Origin of the sequence: Myxococcus sp. AB036A, from assembly GCF_006547355.1 — a bacterium.
GTDB classification, from domain to species: domain Bacteria; phylum Myxococcota; class Myxococcia; order Myxococcales; family Myxococcaceae; genus Myxococcus; species Myxococcus virescens.
Genome location: NZ_VHLC01000124.1, coordinates 1 through 24547, shown reverse-complemented (window position 1 = coordinate 24547; position 24547 = coordinate 1). Strand labels below are relative to the sequence as shown.

The 24547-nt window shown below is 69.1% G+C and carries 24 protein-coding genes and 1 pseudogene; 8 read left to right on the top strand and 17 right to left on the bottom strand.

The annotated features are described in order from the left end of the window. Both FL344_RS33550 and FL344_RS33545 read right to left on the bottom strand, forming a co-directional pair. Positions 1–1013 (bottom strand): DMT family transporter (locus tag FL344_RS33550; RefSeq protein ID WP_141621381.1); only part of this gene is annotated, 1013 nt, incomplete at its 3' end. After that, positions 1014–1991, bottom strand: a complete 978-nt coding sequence (locus FL344_RS33545; RefSeq protein ID WP_141621380.1) for a GNAT family N-acetyltransferase — start codon at positions 1989–1991, stop codon at positions 1014–1016. Positions 1992–2157: 166 nt separating this feature from the next. On the opposite strand from FL344_RS33545, the gene FL344_RS33540 reads away from it, so the two are divergent. Then, positions 2158–2700: a cytochrome c oxidase assembly factor Coa1 family protein gene (locus FL344_RS33540; protein WP_228565558.1), complete on the top strand. Its 543-nt coding sequence runs from the start codon at positions 2158–2160 to the stop codon at positions 2698–2700. Between the two features lie 77 nt (positions 2701–2777). On the opposite strand, the gene FL344_RS33535 is transcribed toward FL344_RS33540, so the two are convergent. The 4 genes from FL344_RS33535 to fsa form a co-directional block, all read right to left on the bottom strand. Then, positions 2778–3743: an electron transfer flavoprotein subunit alpha/FixB family protein gene (locus tag FL344_RS33535; RefSeq protein WP_011555870.1), complete on the bottom strand. Its 966-nt coding sequence runs from the start codon at positions 3741–3743 to the stop codon at positions 2778–2780. Between the two features lie 36 nt (positions 3744–3779). Then, complete coding sequence (locus FL344_RS33530) at positions 3780–4577, bottom strand: electron transfer flavoprotein subunit beta/FixA family protein (RefSeq protein WP_090492340.1); 798 nt, start codon at positions 4575–4577, stop codon at positions 3780–3782. 116 nt (positions 4578–4693) lie between these two features. Continuing rightward, a complete protein-coding gene (locus tag FL344_RS33525; RefSeq protein WP_090492338.1) occupies positions 4694–5830 on the bottom strand; it encodes an acyl-CoA dehydrogenase family protein in 1137 nt (378 codons plus the stop codon). 189 nt (positions 5831–6019) lie between these two features. Beyond that, positions 6020–6691, bottom strand: a complete 672-nt coding sequence (gene fsa, locus FL344_RS33520; protein ID WP_141621379.1) for a fructose-6-phosphate aldolase — start codon at positions 6689–6691, stop codon at positions 6020–6022. A gap of 132 nt (positions 6692–6823) precedes the next feature. On the opposite strand from fsa, the gene FL344_RS33515 reads away from it, so the two are divergent. The 5 genes from FL344_RS33515 to FL344_RS33495 all read left to right on the top strand — a co-directional run bounded on the left by FL344_RS33515 (position 6824) and on the right by FL344_RS33495 (position 12131). Further along, on the top strand, positions 6824–7882 hold the full coding sequence (locus tag FL344_RS33515; RefSeq protein ID WP_141621378.1) for an SIS domain-containing protein: 1059 nt from the start codon (positions 6824–6826) through the stop codon (positions 7880–7882). A 179-nt stretch (positions 7883–8061) separates the two neighbouring features. Further along, entirely contained in the window at positions 8062–8613 is a 552-nt protein-coding gene (locus tag FL344_RS33510; protein WP_141621377.1) for an RNA polymerase sigma factor, read from the top strand. Then, on the top strand, positions 8610–9389 hold the full coding sequence (locus tag FL344_RS33505) for a hypothetical protein (protein WP_141621376.1): 780 nt from the start codon (positions 8610–8612) through the stop codon (positions 9387–9389). Before FL344_RS33510 ends, FL344_RS33505 begins: the two co-directional genes overlap by 4 nt. Then, positions 9386–11005 (top strand): caspase family protein, encoded by a 1620-nt coding sequence (locus tag FL344_RS33500; protein WP_141621375.1) that lies wholly within the window; start codon positions 9386–9388, stop codon positions 11003–11005. Before FL344_RS33505 ends, FL344_RS33500 begins: the two co-directional genes overlap by 4 nt. Before the next feature lie 106 nt (positions 11006–11111). Then, positions 11112–12131: a hypothetical protein gene (locus tag FL344_RS33495; protein ID WP_141621374.1), complete on the top strand. Its 1020-nt coding sequence runs from the start codon at positions 11112–11114 to the stop codon at positions 12129–12131. 56 nt (positions 12132–12187) lie between these two features. On the opposite strand, the gene FL344_RS33490 is transcribed toward FL344_RS33495, so the two are convergent. The 9 genes from FL344_RS33490 to mutM all read right to left on the bottom strand — a co-directional run bounded on the left by FL344_RS33490 (position 12188) and on the right by mutM (position 20821). After that, on the bottom strand, positions 12188–13528 hold the full coding sequence (locus FL344_RS33490; protein ID WP_141621373.1) for a lipopolysaccharide assembly protein LapB: 1341 nt from the start codon (positions 13526–13528) through the stop codon (positions 12188–12190). Continuing rightward, complete coding sequence (gene folK / locus FL344_RS33485) at positions 13525–14049, bottom strand: 2-amino-4-hydroxy-6-hydroxymethyldihydropteridine diphosphokinase (RefSeq protein WP_011555876.1); 525 nt, start codon at positions 14047–14049, stop codon at positions 13525–13527. Before folK ends, FL344_RS33490 begins: the two co-directional genes overlap by 4 nt. Beyond that, positions 14046–14816 (bottom strand): fumarylacetoacetate hydrolase family protein, encoded by a 771-nt coding sequence (locus FL344_RS33480; RefSeq protein ID WP_141621372.1) that lies wholly within the window; start codon positions 14814–14816, stop codon positions 14046–14048. Before FL344_RS33480 ends, folK begins: the two co-directional genes overlap by 4 nt. Then, a complete protein-coding gene (gene dapB, locus FL344_RS33475; protein ID WP_141621371.1) occupies positions 14813–15628 on the bottom strand; it encodes a 4-hydroxy-tetrahydrodipicolinate reductase in 816 nt (271 codons plus the stop codon). Before dapB ends, FL344_RS33480 begins: the two co-directional genes overlap by 4 nt. Positions 15629–15667: 39 nt before the next feature. Continuing rightward, positions 15668–16555 carry a 4-hydroxy-tetrahydrodipicolinate synthase gene (gene dapA, locus FL344_RS33470; RefSeq protein WP_141590299.1) on the bottom strand — a complete coding sequence of 296 codons (888 nt, stop codon included), beginning with the start codon at positions 16553–16555 and terminating at the stop codon, positions 15668–15670. Between the two features lie 16 nt (positions 16556–16571). Beyond that, positions 16572–17813, bottom strand: coding sequence for a diaminopimelate decarboxylase (gene lysA, locus FL344_RS33465; protein ID WP_141621370.1), 1242 nt, complete (start codon positions 17811–17813; stop codon positions 16572–16574). Continuing rightward, positions 17810–18058 carry a lipoprotein gene (locus FL344_RS33460; RefSeq protein WP_194863349.1) on the bottom strand — a complete coding sequence of 83 codons (249 nt, stop codon included), beginning with the start codon at positions 18056–18058 and terminating at the stop codon, positions 17810–17812. The genes lysA and FL344_RS33460 overlap by 4 nt, the downstream gene beginning before the upstream one ends. A gap of 2 nt (positions 18059–18060) precedes the next feature. Beyond that, positions 18061–19872 (bottom strand): TIGR04551 family protein, encoded by a 1812-nt coding sequence (locus FL344_RS33455; RefSeq protein WP_141621368.1) that lies wholly within the window; start codon positions 19870–19872, stop codon positions 18061–18063. 76 nt (positions 19873–19948) lie between these two features. Continuing rightward, complete coding sequence (mutM, locus tag FL344_RS33450; protein ID WP_141590295.1) at positions 19949–20821, bottom strand: bifunctional DNA-formamidopyrimidine glycosylase/DNA-(apurinic or apyrimidinic site) lyase; 873 nt, start codon at positions 20819–20821, stop codon at positions 19949–19951. 204 nt (positions 20822–21025) lie between these two features. On the opposite strand from mutM, the gene FL344_RS33445 reads away from it, so the two are divergent. Beyond that, complete coding sequence (locus FL344_RS33445) at positions 21026–21850, top strand: M48 family metallopeptidase (RefSeq protein ID WP_141621367.1); 825 nt, start codon at positions 21026–21028, stop codon at positions 21848–21850. A 10-nt stretch (positions 21851–21860) separates the two neighbouring features. Here the strand turns inward: FL344_RS33445 and FL344_RS33440 are convergent, their stop codons facing one another. Both FL344_RS33440 and FL344_RS33435 read right to left on the bottom strand, forming a co-directional pair. Continuing rightward, positions 21861–22907 (bottom strand): YihY/virulence factor BrkB family protein, encoded by a 1047-nt coding sequence (locus tag FL344_RS33440; RefSeq protein ID WP_090492317.1) that lies wholly within the window; start codon positions 22905–22907, stop codon positions 21861–21863. A gap of 123 nt (positions 22908–23030) precedes the next feature. Continuing rightward, positions 23031–23918, bottom strand: coding sequence for an MTAP family purine nucleoside phosphorylase (locus FL344_RS33435; RefSeq protein WP_141590292.1), 888 nt, complete (start codon positions 23916–23918; stop codon positions 23031–23033). Positions 23919–24011: 93 nt separating this feature from the next. Here FL344_RS33435 and FL344_RS33430 point away from each other — a divergent pair. Next, positions 24012–24547, top strand: a pseudogene (locus FL344_RS33430) (hypothetical protein); the annotation flags it as partial.

Genomic DNA, 24547 nt, shown 5'->3' with positions numbered 1-24547 from the left:
GCCCCCACCTCCGACATCAACACGCCCGACAGGATGAGCGCGCCGCCCAGCCACTCCCGAGGCCCGAGCGTCTCGTAGCCCAGCAGCACCGAGTACAGCGCGGCGAACACCGATTCCAACGAGTAGATGAGCGCCGCGCGCACCGCCGTGGTGCGCGCCTGCCCCCATGTCTGGAGGCTGATGGCCACCGCGCTGGCGAACACACCGCAGATGAACACCGCCCCCACGAAGGACGGATGCCACGCCACGCGCCGCTCCACGAAAGGCAGGCACAGCGCGGACAGCAGCGCCACCGTCCAGAGCTGCACCGCCACCAGCCCCATCACCCCCTGCTTCGGCGCATGCCGCTCCGTCATGAGGATGTGGCACGCGTAGGCCACCGCGCAGCCCAGCGACAGCACATCTCCGGACGACAGCCCGCCACTGCCAAGCCCTCCGTCCGGCTGCGTGAAGAAGTAGAGCCCCACCGCCGCCGTGCCCACCCCCAGCAGCGAGGTGAACTTCGGCGCCTTCCGGTAGAGCACCATCGACAGCAGTGGCACCAGCAGCACGCACAGCCCGGTGATGAACGCCGAGCGAGAAGGCGTGGTGGTGGTGAGCCCCACCGTCTGAAGCGAGAACCCCAGGAAGAGGAAGGTGCCCAGCATCGTGCCGATGCGCAGGTTGCGCGCCGTCAGCGCCTGCCGCCCCGCCAGGGCGCTCAACACCACCGCGCCCACGACGAAGCGCAGCGTGAGGAAGCTGAACGGGTCGCCGTGCCCGAGCGCGTCCTTCACCACCACGAAGGTGATGCCCCAGAACGAAGTGATGAGCGCCAGCGCCCCATCCGCGCGAAGTCGCTGCGACCGCGACGAGGGCGCCGTGCCCCCCTCCAGCATGTCGGACGTCGAGGTGCTCATATCGCGCGGTCCACCGGAGAGGATGACGCCGGGCTCGCCAGGTGACGTCACGGCGGCCACGGCCGCGGGCTTTTTGACGCAGCCCGGGCGGCCGCGCAACCTCCGGCGGCGCACCTACAGGGTGCGCTCGACGACGACCAGCCGCTTGGAGCGGCCCGTGGCATCCCAGGCCTCGTTGGCCTGCTGGGTCAGCGTGGCGTTCGCTCGCCGGAATGCCAGCCGCTCGAACGTGCGCAGCGACGCCGTGTTGTCGTCGTCCACGTCCGCGAAGACGTGCGACTGCCCCTGGCGTCGGGCCTCCTCCATCAGGCACTCCAGCAGCCCCGTGGCCACGCCCATTCGCCGCACGCGGGGCGCCACCACCAGGGAGCGCACCCAGACGCCCTCCAACTGCAAGCCCTCCTGCCGGTAGGAGTCCACCCAGGCGAAGCCGTGCATCCGTCCCTGGGCATCGAAGGCGCCCGCCGCGGCGCCCCGGCGCTCCGTGTCCTGCAGGCCCCAGCGCTCGCGCAGCTGACGGCGCAGGAAGCCCGGAGACACCACCAGCCGCTCACTGGCGAAGGCCAGGAGCGCGTCCAGGTCGCCGGCCGTCAGGAGCCGCACCTCCAACGGCCCCACCAGGCGGCGACGAAGCGGCAGCGACCATCCGGCGAAGAGGAAGTCCCACACACCCCGAGACACTAGCCGGGTCCGGGGCCAGGCCCACGCCGTGGACGCGGCCTGCTGCGCCAGCCGCAGCGCCGGGCGCAGCGGTCTGGGCAGTGGAACCACCCAGCGGCCCCTGCGGATGGCCACCACCCGGCCCAGCGTCACGCCTCCCGGGGCGTCCTGGGACCCCAGCAGCGAGGCCGTCCGCCACGGCCGCGTGGACACCACCACGTGCGCCACCAGCTCGCGCCCCTGCCGCATCAGCGCGACGTCCCCGGTCGCCAGCGAGCCCGGGCCACAGCGCATCACCCGCACCGAGTCCCCGGCCCGCAGCAGCGGAAACAGGCTTCGCCCCGCGCCACGCACCCACAGCCGGTGCCCCGGAGGCAGTGCCTCCAGCACGTCCAACAACACCTCTGCGGAGGAGGATCTGCGCGAAGGCATGCGCCCAGCCTCACGTGCTCCCCCGGCCCTTGGGAGCACTCACGAAATCTACCTGTTGCCCGGTACACACACCAACCGTTGGCGGTGCCGGACGGCTTCCACGCGTTCCCCGCGAGCCTCGGGAGCGAATAAGAGGAAGCCGCGCGTGAAGTGGGAGGAGGCGGCCATGGACACAGCACAGGAAGGTTCAATGGCGCCTCGGCCTGGCTGGTGGAGCCGCCACTGGCGCTGGGTCCTTCCGCTGGGATGCCTGGGGCTGCTCGCCTCGTGTATCGGCCTGGGCGTGCTCGCCACGTACCTGGGCTTCTCCTCCCTGGGGCAGTCCGACGCGCACCAGGAAGCCGTGGCCATCGCCAGCGGCGACGCGCTGGTGCAGCGCGCGCTGGGTACGCCCATCGAAAGTGGCCTGCCTCGGCGCAGCTCCGTGCAGAGCCGCAACGGTGTCTCTCGCGCGCAGTTCTCCCTCCCGCTCGAGGGGCCCCAGGGCAAGGGCACGCTGCATGCGCAGGGTGAGAAACGGGGAGACGGCCCCTGGCAGTTCAACCACCTCATCGTCGCCCTGAGCGACGGCGCGCTCATCGACCTGCTCCGAACCGAACCACCCAAGCGCCCCGAGCTGCCACTGCCCGCCGAGCCGCCATACGCGGACGAGGCCCCGGAGCCCGGAGAAGTGGCGCCGCGCGACGCGGGCCGCGACATCGAGCTGTGAGGTGAAAATGCAAAGGGGCGGCGCGGGGAAGTCCCCACGTCGCCCCTTGCGTCAGGACACGTCCGTGCCCTCCGGTACTACTTCAGCTTCGCCAGCTCCGCGCGCAGCTCGGGCAGCACCTTGAAGAGGTCCGCCACCATGCCGTAGTCCGCCACCTGGAAGATGGGGGCCTCGGGGTCCTTGTTGATGGCGACGATGGTCTTCGAGCTCTTCATGCCCGCCAGGTGCTGGATGGCGCCGCTGATGCCCGCCGCGATGTAGAGCGCCGGAGCCACCACCTTGCCCGTCTGGCCGACCTGCAGGTCGTTGGGAACCCAACCCGCGTCACACACCGCGCGGGACGCGCCCACCGCGGCGCCCAGGTCGTCCGCCAGGCCTTCAATCTCCTTGAAGTCGCCCTTGGTGCCGCGACCACCGGAGATGACGACGCGAGCCTCGGTCAGCTCGGGACGCGCGCTCTTCACTTCCTTGAAGTCGACGAACTTCGTCTTGGAGGCCTCGACCTTCGGGCTGAAGGTCTTCACCTCGGCGGCGCCCTGACCGCCAGCGGCGGCGGGGAACTCGGTGGCGCGCAGGGTGAGCACCTTCACCGGCGTGGTGAGCTTCACGTCGGCGAAGACGTTGCCGGCCCACATGGGACGGGTGAAGGTGATGTCCGCGCCACTGCCGTTGATGGCCATGACGTCGGTGGCCATGGCGGCGCGCAGACGGCCGGCCACGCGGGGCAGCAGGTCCTTGCCCTGCGCGGTGGACGCCATGCCGATGTAGTCCGCCTTCAGCTCCTGGGCCAGGGCGGCGATGGCGGGCGCGTAGGTCTCCGCGAGGTAGTGCTCCAGCTCGGCGGCGGCGCCCAGGTGAACGGCCTTCGCGCCATAACCCTTGAGCTCGTCAGCGACCTTCGAGGGGTCCTTCCCCACCAAGGCGATGTGAAGCTCACCACCGGCCTTCTCCGCGAGCTGCTTACCGGCGGAGATGGCGTTGAGGGTGGCCTTGCGGAGGTTCCCGTCCGGCTGCTGCTCGGCGACAATGAGAACGATAGGCATTTGGATGACTCCGTAGAGAGTGTGCGGAAGGGCCGCTCAGACGACCTTCGCCTCGTTGTGCAGCTTCTCGACCAGGGCAGGAACGTCCGCGACCTTGATGCCGGCCTTGCGCGCCGGGGGCGCGGACATCTTCAGGACCTGGATGGCGGGGGTGACATCCACGCTCAGCTTGGCCGGCGTCAGCTCCTCGATGGGCTTGCTCTTCGCCTTCATGATGCCCGGGAGGCTGGCGTAGCGCGGCTGGTTGAGGCGCAGGTCCGTGGTGACGACGGCGGGCAGCTGGCACTCCACCGTGGCGAGCCCGTTGTCGACCTCGCGAATCACCTGCACGCTCTTCTTGTCGGCGGAGAGGACGATGGCGGGAACCTTGTTCTTCTCCTGCTCGCTCTCCATGGACTCCACCTTGGAAGCGAACGTGGCCTGGCCCCAGCCGAGGAACTCGGCGAGGTACTGGCCCACCTGGTTCTGGTCATCGTCGATGGACTGCTTGCCGAGGATGACGAGGTCCGGCTGCTCCTTCTCCACGACCTTCTGGAGCAGGGCCGCGATGCCGAGCTGGTCCACCGGCCCGGTGTGGTTCACCCACACGGCGCGGTGCGCACCCATGGCCAGCGCGTGCCGGAGCTGCTCCTGCACTTCCTTGCCACCGATGGACACCACGACGACCTCGCCCTGGTGCTTCGCGACGAGCCGAAGTCCTTCTTCGACGCCGATTTCATCGAAGGGGTTGATCTTGTACTTCAGCCCCTCCTGAACGATGCCCGAGCCATCCGGCTTGACCTTGATCTTCGACTCGGGGTCTTCCACGCGCTTGGCGGTGACGAGGATCTTCACGGCGGTGCTTCTCCTTACGGGGAGGAGTTTGGAATCTGGAAAAACGGTCTGGGTTAATAGGCATTGGCGCGTCGCGGCGGCAATGGGAAACGGCCGCCGGACGCAGTGCCGCGGCGCTACTTGAACAGTTCCCGCGCGATGACGAGCCGCTGGACCTGGCTGGTGCCCTCGTAGACCTGGATGAGCTTGGCGTCGCGCATCAGCTTCTCCACGGGGTACTCCTTGATGTAGCCGTAGCCGCCGTACACCTGGACGGCGTCGGTGGCGACCTTCATGGCCATGTCCGCGGCGAAGCACTTGGCGTAGCTGGACTGGAGGGAGTTGCGCTTGCCCTCATCCAAGAGCCACGCGCTCTCATAGGTGAGCATGCGCGCCGCGTGGGTGTTCATGGCCATGTCGGCAATCATGAACTGGATGGCCTGGTGCTCGATGATGGGCTTGCCGAAGGTGCGGCGCTGCGTGGCGTACTCCATGGAGTGCTCCAGCGCGGCGCGCGCGATGCCCACGGAGAACATGGCCGTCAGCGGGCGGCTGTTGTCCAGCGTGGCCATGGCGATGGCGAAGCCCTGGCCCTCTTCGCCAATGCGGTTGGCCACCGGGACGCGCACGTCCTCGAACGTCAGCGACACCGTCTCGCTGGCGCGCTGGCCCATCTTGTTCTCGTGCTTGCTGACGGAGAGCCCTTCGGGGCGGCCCTCCACCACGAAGCAGGTGATGCCCTTGTGCTTCTTGCCCTTATCCACCGTGGCGAACACCGTGTACTGGCTCGCCTGGCCACCGTTGGTGATGAAGCACTTGGCGCCGTTGAGGACGTAGTGGTCTCCGTCCAGCCGCGCCGTGGTCTGCATGTTGGCCACGTCACTGCCGGCCTCGGGCTCCGTGAGACAGAACGAGGAGAACTTCAGCTTCTCCGTGAAGGGCGTGAGCAGCCGCTTCTTCTGCTCCTCGGTCGCGTGGAGGATGATGGGGAGGTTGGCCAGGTCGTTGGCGATGATGGACGTCGCCACGCCCGCACAGCCCCAGCTCAGCTCCTCGGCGACGATGGTCTGGTCCAGATGGGACAGGCCCACGCCGCCGTACTCGGCGGGTATCGCCATGTTGAGCAGCCCCAGCTCCCACGCGGTCGTCAGCAAATCGAGTGGGAAGGTGGCCGTCTCGTCGTAGTGGGCGGCCTTCGGACGCACCACTTCGCGGGCGAACTTGCGTGCCGCGTCCTGCAGCGCGCGCTGGGCGTCGGTGAGCTGGAATTCCATGGGGACCTCGTGACGGGTTCGGCTCGTTGACTCGGGAGTCAACGAATACATGCCGCGGCGCGAAATCGCCAGTGCAACCCGCCGGGAACCGGAGGAGGACGGGCTCCATTTTTCTCAAAAAAACAGGCCCCAACCCCGCAGAGGGATTGGAGCCACGGAAACCGCCGTTAGTCTGTATTTCCCGAGGGGCTATTTGGCCGCGGGCGGCTTGACGGCCTTGGGGACCTTCTCCCAGTCGGCCAGGAACTTCTTGATGCCGGCGTCGGTGAGCGGGTGGTTCGCCAGCTGGGTGATGACGTTGTAGGGCAGCGTGGCCACGTCCGCGCCCAGGCGGGCGGCCTGGAGCACGTGCACGGGGTTGCGCACGCTGGCCACCAGCACCTGCGTGTTGAAGTGCTCGTAGTTCCGGTAGATTTCCAGGATGTGGGAGATGAGCTCCATGCCGTCCTGGGAGATGTCATCCAACCGGCCCACGAAGGGCGACACGTAGGTGGCGCCGGCCTTGGCACACAGCAGGGCCTGGTTGGCGGAGAAACACAGCGTGACGTTGGTGCGGATGCCCTCGGCGGTCAGCGCCTTGGTGGCCTTCATGCCCTCCACGCCCATGGGAATCTTCACCACGACGTTGTCGTGGATCTTCGCCAGGGAGCGGCCTTCCTTGATGAGCTCGTCCGCTTCCATGGACACACATTCGGCGCTGATGGGGCCATCCACGATGGAGCAGATTTCGCGGATGGTCTCCTCCAGGCCCCGGCCCACCTTGGCGAGCAAGGACGGGTTGGTCGTCACTCCGTCCACGCAGCCCATGGCGTGGGCCTTGCGAATCTCCTCCACGTCGGCGCTGTCGATGAAGAACTTCATCTCGTCCCTCTCTTGAAGGTGGAATGTGCCCCGGCCAATGGAGGCCGGGCGAGCAGGCGCGTAACCGATGCCCCCCCATGCGTCAAGGGTGGCCACCGCGGGGGTGCGGAGGTAGAAGGCCGGACACTGAACATGGCTCGCCCTTCCCGCTCCGCCGCCAAGAAGCCCCGCCTGCGCGCCCTCCCCGGCCGTCCCGAACAGGTACCTGCCGTCCTCCCCGACGCGGAGGCCACGCTCGCCTACGCGCGGAGCGTGCTGGAGGCCGAGGCCCGCGCCATCCTCGGCGTGACGGAACGTCTGGGAGACGACTTCCTGCGCGCCGTGCAGCTGGTGCGCGACTGCCGCGGCCAGGTCATCGTCACCGGCATGGGCAAGGCGGGCCACATCGGCCAGAAGCTGTCCGCCACGCTGGCCTCCACGGGCATCCGCTCCGTGTACCTCCACCCCGCCGAGGCCGTGCACGGAGATTTGGGCCGCGTGGGCCGGGGCGACGTCATCCTCGCGCTGTCCAACAGCGGCTCCACGGAGGAGCTGATTCGCCTGCTCCCCTCCTTCAAGCGGATGGAGACGCCCGTCATCGCCCTCACCGGCGACGCGAAGAGCCCGCTGGGCCGCGGCGCGGACGTGGTGCTGGACATCGGCGCCATCGCGGAGGCCTGCCCCATGGGCCTCGTGCCCACGGCCTCCACCGCCGCGCTGCACGCGATTGGCGACGCGCTGGCGATGACGGTGCTGCGCTCGCGGCCCTTCGGCACGGAGGACTACGCGCTGCTGCACCCGGGCGGGAAGCTGGGGCGCTCCGTGCAGCGCGTCTTCGAGCTGATGCGCACCGGCAACGCCAACCCGCTGGTGCGCGACACCTCGCCCCTGTCCGCGGTGGTGGGGGTGATGACGAAGACGCCGGGCCGTCCGGGCGCCGCGTGCGTGGTGGACAAGGCGGGGAAGCTGGTGGGCATCTTCACCGACGGCGACTTGCGCCGCCGCGTGGAGGCGGGCCTCACCGACTTCACCGTGCCCGTGCGCGAGCTCATGGGGAAGAACCCGCGCTGCGTGACGCCGGAGACGCTGGTGCTGGCCGCGGCCACGCAGATGCGCGAGCTGCGGGTGGACCAGCTCCCCGTGGTGGACGTGGAAGGCCGCGCCGTGGGCCTGCTCGACGTGCAGGACCTGCTGGCCGCGAAGTTCGTCTGAGCGGACGCCTTTCGGACAACAAGACCGCCGCCGATCGTCAAGGGGGGAAGTTCGTTCCGGAAAAATGTCCCACGCGGTGACGCCCATGCGTCTCGTGCCACGGGGCCCCACCCCTTCGGACGCCCAGACCGGGCGACACTGGTCGGGGGGCTGGCCGTTGGCCCCGCGTGAGGGCGTCCGTGCGCGAGCCGGAAGACGACGTCGTACAGACCGAGGGGTACTACCGTCGCTACGGTGAACCCGTCTACCGGCGGTGCCAGCGCCTGCTCGGCGACGACGCGCTGGCCTGGGACACCACGCAGGAGGTGTTCCTGCGCGTCCATGCACACCTGAAGCAGGTGCGAGCCGCGAGTTCTCCGCTGTCCTGGATGTTGACGGTGGCTGACCGGCAATGCTTCTCGCTGCTGCGCCGTCGTCGCACCGAGGCCACCAGTGCCCTCACCTTGCGGGCTCCCATGTGGGACGTCCACGCCCCCCCGGACGCCGCGATGGAACGGCTCCTCGTGGAAGCGGACCTGGTGCGGCACGTGCTCGCCCACTGCCCGGAAGACGTCCAGCGCGTCGTCGCGCACCGGTTCTTCGACGAGCTCGAGCAGGAACAGATTGCCCTGTTGCTCGACGTGTCGCGCAAGACAGTGCAGCGAAAGCTTCAGACCTTCTTCGATACCGCAAGGCGCCTCCTGGAAGTGCCCCCGAATCTCGTTGCGCGGAGAGGAACCGCATCCTCATGAGGCCCCCTTCCCACCCTCGCTTTCCAGGCGTGCCGGACCTGCTCATCGAGCGATATCTCTGCGGAGAGCTGTCCGCCGAGGACGCACGACACGTGGAGGACGCAGCACGCGCATCACCGGCGCTGACCGCACATCTGCGCGACCGGCAGGCAGCACGAGACGCCTTCGCCGTCACGCATCCCTTCAACGTCATCCAGTCACGGCTGGCGCCGCGGCCGCCTGAAACAAGCCCTTGGCAATGGCCATTCCGGTGGGCCCTGCCCGTCTTCGGGCTCTTCGCACTGGGGCTTATCGGGGTACAGACCTGGAGCCCACCGACGGAGGAACACGAGCAGGTACGGGTCCGAGGAGGCCTCACGGCGCGGTTCCTCGTCAAACGCGGCGAGGCTGTCTTCGAGCAGACCGCTGGCGTGGTCCTGCGTCCTGGAGACCGGGTGAGAGTCGAAGTGGAAGATGTGGAAGGCGGCTCGCTGTATGTGCTGGCAGTGAGCGACCACGGCCGCCTGACGCCACTGCATGGATTTCCCCAAACCGGCGGCGCGGTGAAAATGGAACCGGGACGCATGGTGCTTCCGGGCAGCCTGGAACTGGACGCGGCCCCTGAGCGAGAGGCCCTGGTGATGGTACTTACGCCCATCGCTGGCCGCGCGCCCTCGCCTGAAACGGTCCTCCTTTGGATGGAGCGGGCAGCGGAGGGAATGGACTTCCCTCCCAAGCCCCCGCCACTCCCTACAATGCGGTACATCGTCCGCGAGCTGCCCAAGGAACACCCATGAGCGCCTTGGGAACAGCGGCTTCGAAGGTTCTCACATGTCTCGCCATCGCGGGAACGCTGCTGGCCACATGGCCCGCGGGCGCGGAAAGTCGCTTTGCCCTCAGCGTCGGCCACAACCTGGGCCTGGACACCGACGAGCCCCTGCGCTGGGCAGAGCGAGACGCGGAACGCCTGGACGCGCTCTGGGGACAGCTTGGCGGCGTTCCCGAGGACCGCCGCATCCTCCTTCGAGGTGAATCTCCCGCCAGTGTGCGGCTGACCCTGGCGAGAATGCGGGGGCGCATCGAGGAGGCGCGGCGCGCGGGGGAACGCACGCTGCTGTTCTTCTACTACTCCGGGCACGGAGACGACACCGCGCTCCGCATGGGAGGAGAGGACTTTCCGCTCGCCGAGCTGCAACGGCTGCTCGCCGAGGTTCCCTCCACGGTGACCGTGGCCGTGCTGGACGCCTGCCACAGTGGAGCGATGGTGCGTGGGCGCGCCAAGGGACTCAAGTCCGCACCCGCCTTCGACATCTCCTTCGTGCGACAGGTGGGCCCTTCCGGAAAGGTGCTCATCACCTCCGCGGGCGCGCACGAAGTCGCACAGGAATCCGACAGCCTTCAGGGCTCCTACTTCTCGCACCACCTGATTTCAGGACTGCGAGGCGCCGCGGACGTGGACGGTGACGGACGCGTGAGCATCACCGAAGCCTATGGCCACGTCTACCACCGCACCCTCGCTGCCTCGCATGGCTCCAGCGCGGCGGTTCAGCACCCGGAGCTGTCCAGCCAACTGGCAGGAGAAGGCGACCTGTTCATCACCACGTTGGAACGGGCCCAGGCGCAGTTGGAGCTCCCACCCGCGCTGGGAGACAGCGTGGTGCTGGTCGACGAGCGCACGCTCCAGGTGATGGCGGAAGTGGAACCGCGTCCGCAGGCCCCGGTGCGGCTGGCGCTGCCCTCTGGCCGCTATCGCATTCAAGTCAGGCGAGGCGCGCAGGTGCTCTTTGGCAAGGTCTACCTTCCCTGGGGCAGCCACCACCGTTTGAACCCCGCCTCACTCGAAGTGCGTACGCTCGCGCTACACCAGCGCAAGGGCGCACTCCTGGAGGACGGTGGCTGGCGACTTCAAGCCGGACTCGGCGTCGGCAGGTCTTCCACGCACGTGGGTGGTTGGGGGCCTCAGGCGGGCGTGCTGTTCGCAAGAGAAGCGTCTGCGGGCACAAAGCCAGGGCTCTCTGTCACAGGTGGACTGACGCTCGGAGGACATCGAGGGACCACGCACTCACTGCGGATGGACCATGCCGAGTTGGGGTTGTGGGGCGGCGTCGGGCTGGCGTGTGCCATCGGTGCTGTCTGGACCAGCGCGCATGTCGGCGGAGGCGCCATCGGGGTGGTTCAGCGCGCAACCAGCCTTGAGGCCGCTCAGCGGCGAAGACTGAACCTTCCCGCAGCAAGGATGCGCGTGGGCGCGGGCGCGGCCACCTTCGCCGCGGTCTCCGCGGAGGTTCCCGTCGGCGCGAGCGCCGGGCTCTTCCTGCGGCTCGGCGGATGGGTGGCCTTGATGAAGGAGGATGCTCAATTGCGCGTGCAGGCAACGCCCAGCCTGCTGATTGGAAGCACCTGGAGCTATTGAAAGATGTCCCACGCAGTCCCCGCCCCGCGTCTCCCTTCCTGCAACGCAAGAGGCCCTCGCGAGCAGAAAGAGTTCAGCGAGCCCTCCACACACAAGGACGGGTGACATGGCGCAACGGAAGGCACACGCAACACTTGGAACCGGGCTCCTCACGCTGGCCCTCGCTGGCTGCGGAGGACTCCTGGGAGACGAAGCCGAGGACGAAGCATTGTTCACGGTGGAGGGCACGCTTCTCGGCACCGAGTCACTCGACGACGCACGCGCCAAGAAGCTGCGGGCGGCCCTCTATTGGGAACACTGGCCCGAGGCCACGCTCCAATGCATGATGGAGAATCCCTTCCATATCGCGGTGGGCAAATGCCAACGGGTGAGCCCCAGGCAGGCCTTCGAGCGGCGCGCCGTCGACGTCAAGGTGAACGGGCGCTTCCCCAACACCTTCAGCATGCCCGTCCATCGGCTGCCCGAGCCCGGCGTCCTGCATGGCGAAGAAGGCTCGAAGCTGGGTGTCGCCTATGTGCTCGCCTACGTGGACGGCAACGACAACGCCAAGCTCGACCGGGTCAGCCTGACAGCAACTTCCAGCCCCGACCTCGTCGTTGGGCATCAGGAAGGGTACGACCGAGGCGAAACGGAGTACCACTGGATAGTGTACCGGGAGGGCGCGCTGCATCCGCTCTATGAAAAGCTCTTCGGCGAATGCCCGCTCCCCCCGCAGGGCTATTCATTAGTGACCTACCGATACAGGAATGACCCGAGCTTGCCCGATGGATACCAGTACTTCGAGGGGTGCTTCCTGACGGAACACCGCGTGACGCTGAACGTCTCCATCGCGACGGACGGCCGCTACAAGGAGTTGGCCTGCGAGCAGCCCAGTTCCATCCTGTACTCCAAGCTTGAGCGTGCGACTACCGCCGGGCCGCCTCCCGCCGGGAGCACCCAGAAGTGCCGGCGCGACACGATTGTCTACAACCGGGACGAGACGCTGGTGGTCAACAAGCACCCGCAGCGGTTCTGCAGCTATGCCAACACCGAGGTCTACGCACTCAAGGACTACTGGGACGAAACCTGGGATGACCGGGCCACCCCCCCGGCATGGTGGCCCTGCAAGCTCCCCGCTCTGCCCTGACACGAAGTCGCAGAGGGGCCCGGGCCGGCATGCGCCGGCGCCCCTCCTGACCGCGGCTACTTGCCCAGCTTCGCCTGCAGGCTCGCCTTGTTCGGGTAGTCCGGCGCGTCCGTGGCCAGCTTCTCCCAGAGCGCCTTCGCGCCCTTGTCGTCGCCCTTGGCCTTGAGCGTGTCGCCCAGCTTCTCCACGGAGAGCGGGTCGGTCTGCACGGCCACGCCCCACACGCGCACCGCCATGGGACGCTCCAGGGACACCAGGGCCCAGGCCATGCCCGCCTTCGCGCGCCCGTTCTCCGGCTGGAAGGGCACCACGCGCGTGTAGTTGGCGAGCGCTTCCTGGTACTGGCCCTTCGCCAGGAGCTCCTCGCCCTCGTCCACCAGCTTCGCCAGGCCCTGCTCCAGCTCCGGCGTGCGCTCGGTGCTCTTCACCGCGTCCACCATCTCCTGCGACAGCGGCCGCGGCGCATCCGGCGCGGTGGCAGCGGGCGCCTGCGACAGGCGGATGCGGCGGTCCTCCGCGCGCGAGGCGAGCAACTGCTTGCGGCCCCCCGCCTTCACCGTCTCCTCCACCAGCGCCACCATCCGCTTCGCCATGGGCGCGCGGAACGAATCGGGGTACGTGGTCGCGACCGCCTCAAAGCCCTCGCCCGCCTTCTTCAGCGCCGCCACGTCGTCGCCCTTCGTCTCGAAGAGCAGCGCCGCGCGCGCATAGAGGGCCTCCTCGTGCAGGGGCTCCACTTCCAGCACGGCGTCGTAGGCCCCCAGCGCCTTGCCGCTGTCGTTGGACAGGTAGAGCGCGTTGGCCTGCATCACCGCCACGTCCAGCACCGGCGCCAGCGCCGCACGCGCACAGCCCGCCGCGCCCGCGGTGTCACCCTTCTTCGCGCGCGCCTGCGCGGCGGCGCCCATGTCCTCCACCGGCATGTTCGGGGTGAAGCCGCAGCCCGCCGCCTCCGCGGTGGGCACCGCGGCCTTGCCCAGCTTCTTGCGCTGCGCCAGGAACAGCTCCCGCGTGGGCTGGGCGCGCGCCAGGGCCTGCTGAAGGTAGGTGCTGGCCTCCGCGTTGCGGCCGTTCACGTAGTACAGGCGGCCCAGTGACGCGGCGATTTCAAAGGTCTTCTCACGGTCCGCCAGTCCCTCCGTGGAGTCGAGCTGGCGCAGCAGCTCCTCCGCGGACGGCGGCGCCCGGCCCGTGCCCGACATGGGCGGGTGGCCTGGGGGCAGCTGCTCCGGGCTGATGCTGGGAGCCGCGCCCTCCGTCGGCGGGTGGCCCTCCGGCATGCCAGAGGTGGCGGGAGAGGCCGTGGTCCCCGGAGGGATGACCGGGTGGCCGGGAGGCAGCGTCGAGGGCTGGGCGGTCAGCAGCGCCGCGGTGGCCAGGGCAAGGGACAGGTTCATGTGTCGTTGCTCGAGTAGCTCGCTTCCGGCCACCACGTGGCCTCGCTCCTGCGGACATCCTGCGGGGCGAGTTTCCCGAGGAGCTCCTTCACCGACATCCCCAGTACCGGATGACGCAGGTGGGGCGCCAGCTCAACGAGCGGCTCCAGGGCGAAGCGGCGCTTGTGCAGCTCCAGGTGGGGCACCTGGAGCGTGGGGTCGGCCACCACCTGTCCCTCCCAGAAGAGGATGTCCAGGTCGATGGTGCGCGGGCCCCAGCGCACCTCCCGGGTGCGGCCCAGGTCCTTCTCAATCTGCTGAAGGATGCAGAGCAGCCGCTGCGGCGGCAGGCCACACTCCAGGGCCACCACCGCGTTGAGGAAGCGCGGCTGCGGCGGCCCCACGGGGGCGCTGTCGAAAAGGGAGGAGCAGTGGAGCACCGCCACCGCGTCGATGCGGGACAGCGCGGACAGGGCGGCGACGAGGTGATTCTCGCGCTCCCCCTCGTTGGAACCCAACCCGACGTAGACGGTGTCGCTCACGGCTCCATCTCAACAGGGTTCACCAGGGTTCCGATTCCCTCCAGCTCCACCTCCACCGTGTCCCCGGCCGACAGCTTCCCCACACCCGACGGCGTCCCGGTGCTGACGATGTCCCCAGGCAGCAGCGTCATGATGTGGGAGATGAACGACACCAGGCGCGCGGGACTGAAAATCATGTCGGACGTGCGGCTGTCCTGGCGCACCTGCCCGTTCACCCGGCACACAATGCGGAGGTCGTCGGGAGACAGGCCCGTCACCGCCCACGGCCCCGCGCACGCGAAGGTGTCGTAGCCCTTGGCGCGGGTGTGCTGAATCTCGCGGCGCTGGACGTCGCGCGCCGTCACGTCGTTGAAGCACGTGAGGCCCCAGATGGCGCGCGCGGCGGTGGACTCGTCGGCGTTCTTCAGCTTCTCGCCGATGACGAGCGCCAGCTCCGCCTCGTAGTGGACTTCCTGGCTCGCCTTGGGGATGCGGATGGCCGAGCCCGTGCCATTGAGCGCCGTGGAGGGCTTGGTGAAGATGAGCGGCTCGGGCGGCACCGGCTTGCCCATCTCCTCCGCGTGCTTGCGGTAGTTCTGACCGATACACACGACCTTGGACGCGTCCGACGGCACCAGCAGCGTCAGCGAGGACAGCGAGCGGTGGATGCCCGTCTCCTTCGCGCCGGCCCAGGGCGCGGCGGTGAGGACCACCACCTCGGAGCCTTCCACCCGGCCGTGGTGCGCACGGCCCTCATGCAGGAAGCGGCAGTAGCGCGCGGTCGTCATGAAGTCCTCTGGAAGCCGAGCACGTCGGCCATGTCATGGAGACCCGGCGCGCGCCCCGCCACCCAGCGCGCGGCCCTCAGCGCGCCAGCAGCGAACTGGTCTCGGTTGGTGGCGCGGTGCGTGAGCTCGATGCGCTCGCCCTCGCCCAGGAAGTACACGGTGTGCTCGCCCACCACGTCGCCGCCCCGCAGCGTCTGCACACCAATCTCGCGCGCGGGCCGCGCGCCAATCTGCCCATGCCTGGCGAAGGTGAGGTCCTCCTGGGTGCGCCCCAGGGCCTCCGCCAGCACGTCCGCCAGCCGCAGCGCGGTGCCGCTGGGCGCGTCCTTCTTCATGCGGTGGTGCGCCTCCAGCACCTCCACGTCGAAGCCCGGCCCCAGCACCCGCGCCAGCTCCGCCGCCATGCGGATGACCAGGTTGACGCCCACCGACATGTTCGGCGCCGCGACGATGGGCACCGCCTTCGCGCTCTCCGCCAGCGCCGCGGACGCCTCCGGCGTGAAGCCGGTGGAGCCCACCACCAGGGCCACGCCGCGCGCGGCACACACCTTCGCGTGCGCCACGCTCAGCTCCGCGCTGGTGAAGTCGATGACGACGTCCGCCGGCGCGGCGTCCAGCGCTCGCTCCAGGCTGTCCACCACCGTCACGCCCACCGGGCCCAGCCGCGTCGCCACCCCGGCGTCCTGGCCCACCGAGGCACTGCCCGGCCGCGCCGTGCCTCCCACCACCCGCAGGTCTCCCGAGTCGAGCGCCAGGCGAAGCAACGTGCTGCCCATGCGGCCGGTGATGCCGGTGATGACGGTGCGAATCATGTCTGCCGCGCTCCAGGTAACGGCGGGATGAGGGAGAGCTCAGCCCGTGAGCAGGCCCAGCTGGCGCAGGGTGTCGCGAAGCTTCGCGGCGTTGGGCTCGGTCATCTGCACCAGGGGCAACCGCAGTTCGGGCCCGAACAATCCCATCACGTGCAATCCCCACTTCACGGGCGTGGGGTTGGACTCGATGAAGAGCAGGCGGTGCAGCTCGTTCATCCGCACCTGGAGGTCGCGCGCCACCGCGATATTCCCCGCGCGCGCCGCCGCCACCAGGTCCGCCATCATCCGCGGCGCCACGTTGGACGACACGGAGATGACGCCCTTGCCGCCGCAGGCGATGAAGGGCAGCACGGTGAAGTCGTCACCGGACAGGAGCGTCATCCGGTCGCCGCACTTCTCCAGGATGTCGATGGCCCGAGGCATGCTACCGGTGGCCTCCTTGAGCGCCACCACCTCGGGGATGTCACACAACCGCAGCACGGTGTCGGGCAGCAGGTCCACGCCCGTCCGGCCCGGCACGTTGTAGGCGATGATGGGGAAGCCCGGGTGCGCCTTGGCCACCGCCCGGTAGTGCTCCAGCAAGCCCGCCTGCGTGGGCTTGTTGTAGTAGGGCGTGACGATGAGCGTGCCGTCCGCGCCCGCGTCGCGCACGCGGCGCACGCCGTCGATGGTCTCCGCGGTGCTGTTGGAGCCGGCGCCGCCCACCACCGTCACGCGGCCCTTCGCCTCCTCCACCACCACCTTCACCGCGCGGGCCCGCTCGTCGGCCGTCATCGTCACGGCCTCGCCGGTGGTGCCCATGGGGACCAGCACGCTGGTGCCCCCTTCAATCTGCTGGCGGACCAGCGCCCGGTATGCGGGCTCATCGAGCGCTCCGTTGCGAAACGGAGTGGCCAGCGCCGTCATGGAGCCTTCGAAGGTCTTCATGCCGGCGCTTATACGTTCAGGCCCGCTCGCCGCGCCAGAGATCCTCGACGCGCTCCCGCTCCCGGACCACGCGCCACGCCGCACCGTCCACCAGCACCTCGGCCGGGCGTGGCCGGGAGTTATAAGTGGACGACATACTCATGCCGTACGCGCCCGCGCTCATGAAAGCGAACAACTCGCCTGCTTGCGGAAGCACCAGGGGCCGCGCCTTCGCCAGCACGTCGGTGGATTCACACACCGGCCCCACCACGTCTACCTCCACCGCCTTGCCCCGCCGCTTCACCAGGGGCTGAAGGCCGTGGTGCGCCTCGTAGAGCGCGGGGCGCAGCAAGTCATTCATGCCCGCGTCCACCACCACGAAGTGCCGCGCTGGCGTCTTCTTCCGGTACAGCACACGCGTGAGCAACACGCCCGCGTTGCCCACCAGTGCCCGGCCCGGCTCCAGGATGAGCGTGGCCCCGGTGGCACCCGCCGCGGCCAGCACGGTGCGGGCGTACTCCTCCGGAGACGGCGGCGTCTCGTCCAGATAGGTGATGCCCAGCCCGCCGCCCACGTCCAGGTACGCCAGCGGATGGCCCTTTTCCTTGAGCGCGGAGTACAGGCCCGCGACCTTGGACAAGGCCGCGCGAATGGGCGCCGTCTGGGTGAGCTGCGAGCCGATGTGGCAATCCAACCCGGCGGCCAGCAGGCCCTTCATCTTCTTCGCGCGCGCGTAGAGGGCCACCGCCTCCTCGAACGGCACGCCGAACTTCGACGTCTTCAGGCCGGTGGAGATGTAACGGTGCGTGCGCGCATCCACGTCCGGGTTCACGCGCAGGGCGAATGGCGCGCGGCGCCCCAGGCGGCGGCCCACGGCGTCCAGCGCATCCAGCTCCTCGGCGCTCTCCACGTTGAAGAGGAGGATGCCCGCGGCCAGCGCCGCCTCCATCTCCTCCTGCGTCTTGCCCACGCCAGCGAACACCGTCTTCCCGGCGTCCCCGCCCACATGCCGCACCCGGGCCAGCTCGCCGCCGGAGACGATGTCGAACCCGCCGCCCTGCTCTGCGATGAGCCGGAGGATGGCCAGGTTCGAGTTGGCCTTCACCGAGTAGCAGATGAGGTGCGGCCGGTCTCCGAAGGCCTCCGTCACCACCCGGATGTGCCGGGTGAGCGTGGCGGTGGAGTACACGTAGGTGGGCGTGCCCACGGACTCGGCGATGGCCGCCAGCGGCACATCCTCCGCGTGGAGCACGCCTTTGCGATAGGCGAAGTGATTCACGGGACTCCCGCGTCCTCGGACTCCGGCGGTGACAGCGGTGTCTCCACGCCGGTCGCCGGCGCGGGAGACAGGGCGGGCCCCGACGGCTCCAGGGGCCCTCGCTCCGACTCAGGGGGCGGCGGCTGCGTCTGCGTCGCGGGCGCTGGCGGCGGCCCGGGCGGCCGCGGGGGCCCCTTGATGCCACACGCCGCCAGCGTCAGTGACACGCTGGCGGCCACGCACAGCCGCGCGAGGACCTGGCGCATGGCTAGAACTGCATCCCCAGCCACGCGCGGATGGTCTGCGGCGTGTCCAGGTCGTTGCGCAGCGTCGCGTCGAACTCCTGCAAGCCGCTCATCGGGAACAGGATGCCGTAGGCGATGCCGGCCATGAACCCGTCCTCCGTCTTGTAGTCCGCGCCCACGTTGACCTCCAGGCCTAGCGCCTTGTTCGTGAAGGACGGCGTGGACTGCGCGTACATGGCCTGCGAGTAGATGACGCGGCCGTAGATGTCGAAGCCCTCGGTGATGGTGTACTTCGCCGAGGGGCGGACATAGAACGCGTCCGTCACCCCGACCAGCAGCTCGCGCCACAGGATGAGGTCGATGCGGTAGTCGCGGTTGAAGCGGAAGTTGCGGATGGCGTTGTCCGTGCATCCGCCCGTGCCGCAGGCGTACTGCGGGCCCTCGAAGTCACCCTCTCGCGTCTGGCCGTTGGCGCCCGAGCCCGGGCGGCCCGGCTGGTTGCCGAAGCCCGCCGCCTTGTCACCGGAGGCGAAGCCCAGCTCCATGTTCAGCGACAGCTTCTGGTCCAGCAGCCGCAGCTCACCCTGCGCCACGCCGCCGAACTGGGCCACGGTGAGGCTCTGGTTGAGCGTGGGGTCGTTGATGGCGCCCACGTCCAGCGCGCGGTTGCCGATGCGGCCCAGCTGGGCGGCGGCCTCGAACTCCAGCCGCCAGTTCTTCTCCTCGTACTTCAGCCACAGGTCCGGCACGAACAGCGTCGCGTCCCGCGGAATGAAGCCGGTGTTCTGGCCATTCGTGGTGGAGCCGTCGTACTCCCACTTCTGGGTGCGGTAGGTGAAGTGCAGGCCGTACTGGAGCACGCCCTGGTTGTTGTCCAGCTTGGAGCGGATGACCTGGTCGGTGTCCCGGCGCGCGATGGCAATCACCCAGCTGTGCGAATCATCGGACTGGGTCAGGTCGACGGGCTCGCCCACGGTGCCGCGCGTGTCGGTGACGCCCTCCGAGTTGAAGTCCAGCATCGGCGTCACGTACCAGCCCTCGAAGGGGTTGGTGACGAACTGGACGCGGTCCACGGTGTCGCCGAAGTCGCAGTCGAAGCAGGTGCCGTCGTTGCGCAGCATGCCCAGGCCCCACTGGCTGCCCATGCGGCCGAAGCGCAGGATGCCCACCGGCGTCTTCACCTCACCGTAGGCGCGGCGCAGCTTGATGGAGTCCTGGAGCGCGTCCGCCAGCGGGTCCTGGCTCTCGGAGAAGATGCCGAAGATGTTGCGCGTGTTGCCGGGCAGCAGCGTGTCCGGCATGGCGCCCATGACGAAGTTGTCCAGGCCGAGGACCTCCATCTTCAACGCCACCTGCTCGGAGATGTTGAAGGTGGGCGCCAGGCGCACGCGCATGGTGGCGAAGGACTGGGTGTTCTCCTGCGGGCTGCGAGGCGAGCGCGGGAAGAGTTCCCGGCCGGGCGCCTTGCCCAGGTCGAACTTGTAGAAGAGCGTGGGGCGGACGCGGAAGTAGCCGTCGAGCGTGAAGACCTCGAGCTTGCGCTTCTCCTCCGGGAACTCCTCGGCCCACTCGTCCGTGGCGCCAATGGACTGCTTGGCGGCCTCGGCGCGAATCTCCTCGCGCAGTTCCTCCTTCAGCGCTTCCAGGTCGTCACGGCTGACGCCCTCGCGAGTGGAGGACACGGGCGCGGTCTCCGCGGGAACAAGCTCCGCGGGAGCGGCGGGAGCAGCGGGTGCGGCTTCCGCGGGCGCGGGCGGGCTACCCTCCGGCACCGGCGTCTGAGCGGTGGCCGTGGACGAAGCGACGAGTAGCGCCGCCAGCAGGGCGTGAGACATGGGCAACGATCTCCAGGGCCACCTGGGGCGGCCGGGTCTGAAAGGCGGGCGATTCAAGCGACGGGACCAAGGGGTGTCAACGCTTACCAGGGCGGGCCTTCGCGCCGTCAACGGCCGGCGCCCCCGCCTCACTTCGGCGTCCGTCCGCCGGCTGGCACCGGGGACAGAAGTGGGTGGTACGGCCTCCCTGGGTGAAGGACTCGACCCGGGTGCCACACTGGGAGCATGGGCTCCCCGCGCGGCCGTACACCTGGAATGGATTCTCCGAGCGCCCCTCCTCAAGGTACACCGGCTCCTCCCCTTCCTGCTCCTTGAGGCCGAAGTCGATGGCGGCGCGGATGCCCTGGACCAGGCGTTTCCACTCGTCTGGCGTCAGGGAGCCGGGCTGGCGCGAGGGGTGGAGGCCCGCGCGGAAGAGCGCCTCGGCGGCGTGGATGTTGCCCAGGCCGGAGATGCGCTCCTGGTCCATCAGCGCCACCTTCAGCTCCTTCCGGGAGGAGCCCACGGCCTGCTGGAGCTGCCCCGCGGTGAGGCCATCCGCCAGCGGATCCCTCCCCAGGATTCGCACCGCGTCCAGCTCCCGCAGGCGCGCGGCGGGCGCCGGCTCCAGGCGGCCGAACATTCGTGGATCGGAAAAGTGGATGACATGGCCGTCGTCCAGATGGAACCGGGCGCGGCTGTAGGGCGCCACCTGCCCCTCGGTGCGGCGGACGAACTTGCCCGTCATCCCCAGGTGCCCCATCAGCCCCTTGCCGCCCTCGAAGGCGAAGAGCAGGTACTTGCCCCGGCGGACCAGCGACTCCAACCGGCCCGTCAGCGTGTCGAACTGCTGGCGCTCGGCGCCTCGGAAGATGCGGGTGTTCTCCGACTCGGCGCGCACGAGGCGCCGGTCGCTGAACCAGCGCACCAGGTTGCGCCGCGCGATTTCGACTTCGGGTAGCTCTGGCATCCTGGGGGGCACATACACCGGCGGGCGTCCCCACGCACCGCCTACCTGCCGGGCAGTGAACACGGGGGTGGTAGCGGCGCGAAAGCCGGATGCCTGGATGCTTGCACCACGTGGCCCTTGAAGGCAGGTGCCGATGTGGGCCAGCGTCGCGCCTCCCGCGGAGCGACGCGGCGTAGACCTCTGGAAAGAAAGGCAGCACTCGTCATGCAGCGCATCCTCGTGGCGGTACTGGGAGTCACCCTGGCATTGGGCCTGTCGACGGGCTGCACCAAGCAGCGCATCTCCGCCGAGAAGGCCGTGGCCCGCACCCTCATCTCCGACGAGCAGGAGGAGCAGCTCGGCAAGCAGGTCAAGGCGGAGCTGGAGACGAAGGAGAAGATCAAATACGTGCAGAACGCGGCCGTCGTCGACTACGTGCGCGGCATCTCCACCAGCATCCTGAACCAGGCCTCCAAGGACCGGCCCGGGGTGAAGTGGAAGATCAACGTCATCGACGACCCGAAGATGGTCAACGCCTTCGCCACGCCCGGCGGCTACCTGTACGTCTACACCGGCCTCATCCTGGCCGCGGACACGGAGGCGGAGCTGGCCGGCGTCATGGCGCACGAGGCGGGCCACGTCGTGGGCCGTCACTCCGCGCGCGCCATGGTCAACCAGATGGGCCTGCAGGCCATCACCCAGGCGGCGCTGGGGCAGAACCCGGGCACGGTGGCGCAGATCGCCGCGTCGCTGGTGAGCGGCGGCACGCTGCTGGCGCACGGCCGCGGCGAGGAGATTGAAGCCGACGAGTACGGCGCCCGCTACGCCTCCGGCGCGGGCTATGACCCGCGGGGCCTCATCACCTTCTTCCAGAAGCTCCAGAAGGAGCAGGGCGACACGCCCGCGCTGATGAAGTGGCTGAGCACCCACCCCACCAACAGGGATCGCATCGCCAACATCCAGAAGATCATCTCGCAGAAGAACCTGCGGGGCAGCAACAACGGTCCGGGTGGGCTTCCCGCCATCAAGCAGGCCCTGGGCGGCAAGTAGTCCCCGGCCGTCAGTGCAGCGTGGAGGAGCGAGGGTCCTGCTCCTCCACGGTGGGTTCGGGCTCCTGCCCCCGGGCCACGCGGCGCCGCCACCGGAAGCGCGCCAGCTTCGACCGCATGGCGCTGCTGGCGCTCTTGGCCGCACCGGGCGTCTTCAGGGGCGGCTCCAGCGGCGCCGGCTCCCCGAAGCCGCGGGCGCCCTTCGACTTCCCCTCCACCGAGGCGTGCTCGAGGATGGCGTTGATTTCGCCTCCGACGATGAAGATGAGCCCGGAGAGGTAGAGCCACAGCAGCAGCACCATCACGCCACCGATGGAGCCGTAGGTGACGTTGTACTTGCCGAAGTGCTCCACGTACTGCGTGAAGCCCCAGGTGCTCGTCAGCCACAGGCCCGTGCCCAGGACGGAGCCGGGGGTGATGTACTTGAAGCGCTGCTTCACGTCGGGCAGCAGGTAGTAGCAGAGCGCCAGTACCAGCATCACCAGTGACGCGGTGAAGGGCCAGCGCAGCCAGGACCACACGAGGTGGAAGGCGTCCACGAGTTGCAGCTTCCCCGCCAGCCACAGCCCCAGCCGCCCGCCGAGCAGAAACGCGGCGAAGGACAGCGGGATGAGCAGCGAGCCCATCAGCGTCACCAGCATCGCCAGGCCCTGCGTCTTCCAGAGGGGCCGGGATTCAGAGACGTCGTAGGCCAGGTTGAGCGCGGTGCGCAGTGCATTCACGCCGCGCGACGCGGACCACAGCGTGATGACCAGACCGGCCGTCAACAGCTTGGGCTGGGGCTGGTTCACCAGGGACTGCAGATGGCCGGTGATGAGGCCCAGCGCGTCTCCCGGCACCAGCGGACGGATGCGGTCCAACATCGCGTCCACCGCGCCCGGGGCGAACGGCAGGTACGCCACCAGCGTGACGAGGAAGAAGAGGAAGGGGAACAGCGAGAACAGCAGGTAGTACGACAACTGCGCCGCGATGTCGGTGACGCTGTCCTCCTGGAACTCCCTCACGAAGCGCCGGCTGAACTCGCGCCAGGACAGGTGCTTGAGTCTGGGCAACCGCATGCTCGCCTCCTCGCTCCGGGTCGTACCGGGGCTCAGAAGGTGAAAACGGAAGCGCGCTTTGGCAGCAGGCGGCCAGGCGAGCGCACGGCGTGTGGCCCGGCCGAAGGACCTGGTGCGGTGTCGTCAGGCGACGTTGGGCGGGAGGTATCTGCCCAGCAGTGGACGGAGGCGGCCGCGCACCTCGTCGGGGATGCGGCTGCGCTCGGTGCCGATGGCCAGGGCCAGGGCGGTGTCGCAGCGGCAGGTGGCGCGGGCTTCGCCGATGCGAGGCAACGCGCGGCGGATGAGCGCGGCGCCGCTGGCGGTGACGGCCTTCCGGTTGTGGGAGATCTGCGCCAGCAGATCGTCATGCTCCTGCCCTGGCGCGCGCGGCTGCCACGAGTCGTAGTCGGTGGGCAGGGCCACCATGGCGTAGTGGAGCTCCGCCTCGAGGGCGAGCCGGGCCTCGGGCATGCCCGTCATGCCCACCAGGTCTCCTCCCCACGTGCGGTAGAGCATGCTCTCCGCGCGAGTGCTGAGGGACGGGCCTTCGATGCAGACGTAGGTGGCCTCGGTGTGCACCGTCGGCCCCAGCGGGTCCCTGGCGTGCTCCAGCACCTGGCGCAGGGTGCCGCAGAAGGGGTTGCCCAGGTCCACGTGGACGGCGACGTCGTCGTAGAAGGTGCAGGGACGGCGGTAGGTGCGGTCGATGACCTGGTCCGGCAGGACGAGGTGGAGCGGATGGATGTGCTCACGCAGGCTGCCCACGGTGCCGGTGGCGAGGACGTGGGTGACGCCCAGGACCTTCAGCGCGTACATGTTCGCGCGGTAGGGCGCGCGGGTGGCGTTGTAGACGTGGCCGGTACCATGTCGGGCGACGAAGGTGACCGCGACGCCTTCGAGTTCGGTGGTGACGATAGGGCCCGCGTGAGGACCGAAGGGCGTCTCCAAGATGTGGGACTCGCCCTTGCCGGGGATGCCCAGTGCCTGGGCCAACCCGGGGCTCCCGATGATGCCCACCCTGACAGCCATGTGCCTCCTCGTGGCGCGACCATCGCGCCAGGGGACCATAACGCGCCCCCCTGGCGCCGGAACCCCAGAAGACTGGTAGTTTTCGTAATCGCCATGCGAGCCCTTCTGATTCTTGGCCTGACCCTCGCCGCCGGCCCCGCCGCGGCCGCCGTCCCTTCTGGCTGCCAGGAGGACTACGCGACCTGCAAGGAGGACTGCTCCATCCAATACGGAGGCAGCGGGCGAACCATCAAGCAGCTCACCCACTGCCTGGCCGAATGCCAGGAGAACGTGGGCCTGTGTGCGGACCGGCATTCGTCGCTGAAGGGGCTGCCCGCCGGGGTGGTGGCGGATCCGCCGAAGAGGCGGAAGGGAAAGAAGCTGACCCGCGAGGAGGACCCGTTCGGCGACGGTGATGCGCAGCCCACCCGCCGGCGCAACAGCCGCGAGGAGGACCCGTTCGGGGATGAGAAGCCCTCGGGACGGAGGGACGGCTACCGCGCGTCGGAGTCCTCCGCCACGGCGGAGCCTTCGCGCCGCGCGCCGGAGCCTGTTCCTCCGCCGCCTCCGTCCTCCGGTGTCGCGGTGGAGGCCACGCGGACGGGCGTGTACCGGGCGAGTGAATCGGACCCACCTCCGTCCCCTACCCC

What these genes read in the sequence shown, in the direction of transcription:
- FL344_RS33490 (WP_141621373.1), bottom strand. Translation starts at nt 13,528, where the DNA reads ATGAACCTGTCCCTTGCCCTGGCCACCGCGGCGCTGCTGACCGCCCAG.
- FL344_RS33495 (WP_141621374.1), top strand. Translation starts at nt 11,112, where the DNA reads ATGGCGCAACGGAAGGCACACGCAACACTTGGAACCGGGCTCCTCACG.
- dapB (WP_141621371.1), bottom strand. Translation starts at nt 15,628, where the DNA reads ATGATTCGCACCGTCATCACCGGCATCACCGGCCGCATGGGCAGCACG.
- FL344_RS33500 (WP_141621375.1), top strand. Translation starts at nt 9,386, where the DNA reads ATGAGCGCCTTGGGAACAGCGGCTTCGAAGGTTCTCACATGTCTCGCC.
- FL344_RS33455 (WP_141621368.1), bottom strand. Translation starts at nt 19,872, where the DNA reads ATGTCTCACGCCCTGCTGGCGGCGCTACTCGTCGCTTCGTCCACGGCC.
- FL344_RS33540 (WP_228565558.1), top strand. Translation starts at nt 2,158, where the DNA reads ATGGACACAGCACAGGAAGGTTCAATGGCGCCTCGGCCTGGCTGGTGG.
- fsa (WP_141621379.1), bottom strand. Translation starts at nt 6,691, where the DNA reads ATGAAGTTCTTCATCGACAGCGCCGACGTGGAGGAGATTCGCAAGGCC.
- FL344_RS33515 (WP_141621378.1), top strand. Translation starts at nt 6,824, where the DNA reads ATGGCTCGCCCTTCCCGCTCCGCCGCCAAGAAGCCCCGCCTGCGCGCC.
- dapA (WP_141590299.1), bottom strand. Translation starts at nt 16,555, where the DNA reads ATGAAGACCTTCGAAGGCTCCATGACGGCGCTGGCCACTCCGTTTCGC.
- FL344_RS33505 (WP_141621376.1), top strand. Translation starts at nt 8,610, where the DNA reads ATGAGGCCCCCTTCCCACCCTCGCTTTCCAGGCGTGCCGGACCTGCTC.
- FL344_RS33440 (WP_090492317.1), bottom strand. Translation starts at nt 22,907, where the DNA reads ATGCGGTTGCCCAGACTCAAGCACCTGTCCTGGCGCGAGTTCAGCCGG.
- FL344_RS33535 (WP_011555870.1), bottom strand. Translation starts at nt 3,743, where the DNA reads ATGCCTATCGTTCTCATTGTCGCCGAGCAGCAGCCGGACGGGAACCTC.
- FL344_RS33525 (WP_090492338.1), bottom strand. Translation starts at nt 5,830, where the DNA reads ATGGAATTCCAGCTCACCGACGCCCAGCGCGCGCTGCAGGACGCGGCA.
- FL344_RS33445 (WP_141621367.1), top strand. Translation starts at nt 21,026, where the DNA reads ATGCAGCGCATCCTCGTGGCGGTACTGGGAGTCACCCTGGCATTGGGC.
- FL344_RS33435 (WP_141590292.1), bottom strand. Translation starts at nt 23,918, where the DNA reads ATGGCTGTCAGGGTGGGCATCATCGGGAGCCCCGGGTTGGCCCAGGCA.
- FL344_RS33460 (WP_194863349.1), bottom strand. Translation starts at nt 18,058, where the DNA reads ATGCGCCAGGTCCTCGCGCGGCTGTGCGTGGCCGCCAGCGTGTCACTG.
- mutM (WP_141590295.1), bottom strand. Translation starts at nt 20,821, where the DNA reads ATGCCAGAGCTACCCGAAGTCGAAATCGCGCGGCGCAACCTGGTGCGC.
- FL344_RS33545 (WP_141621380.1), bottom strand. Translation starts at nt 1,991, where the DNA reads ATGCCTTCGCGCAGATCCTCCTCCGCAGAGGTGTTGTTGGACGTGCTG.
- FL344_RS33480 (WP_141621372.1), bottom strand. Translation starts at nt 14,816, where the DNA reads ATGACGACCGCGCGCTACTGCCGCTTCCTGCATGAGGGCCGTGCGCAC.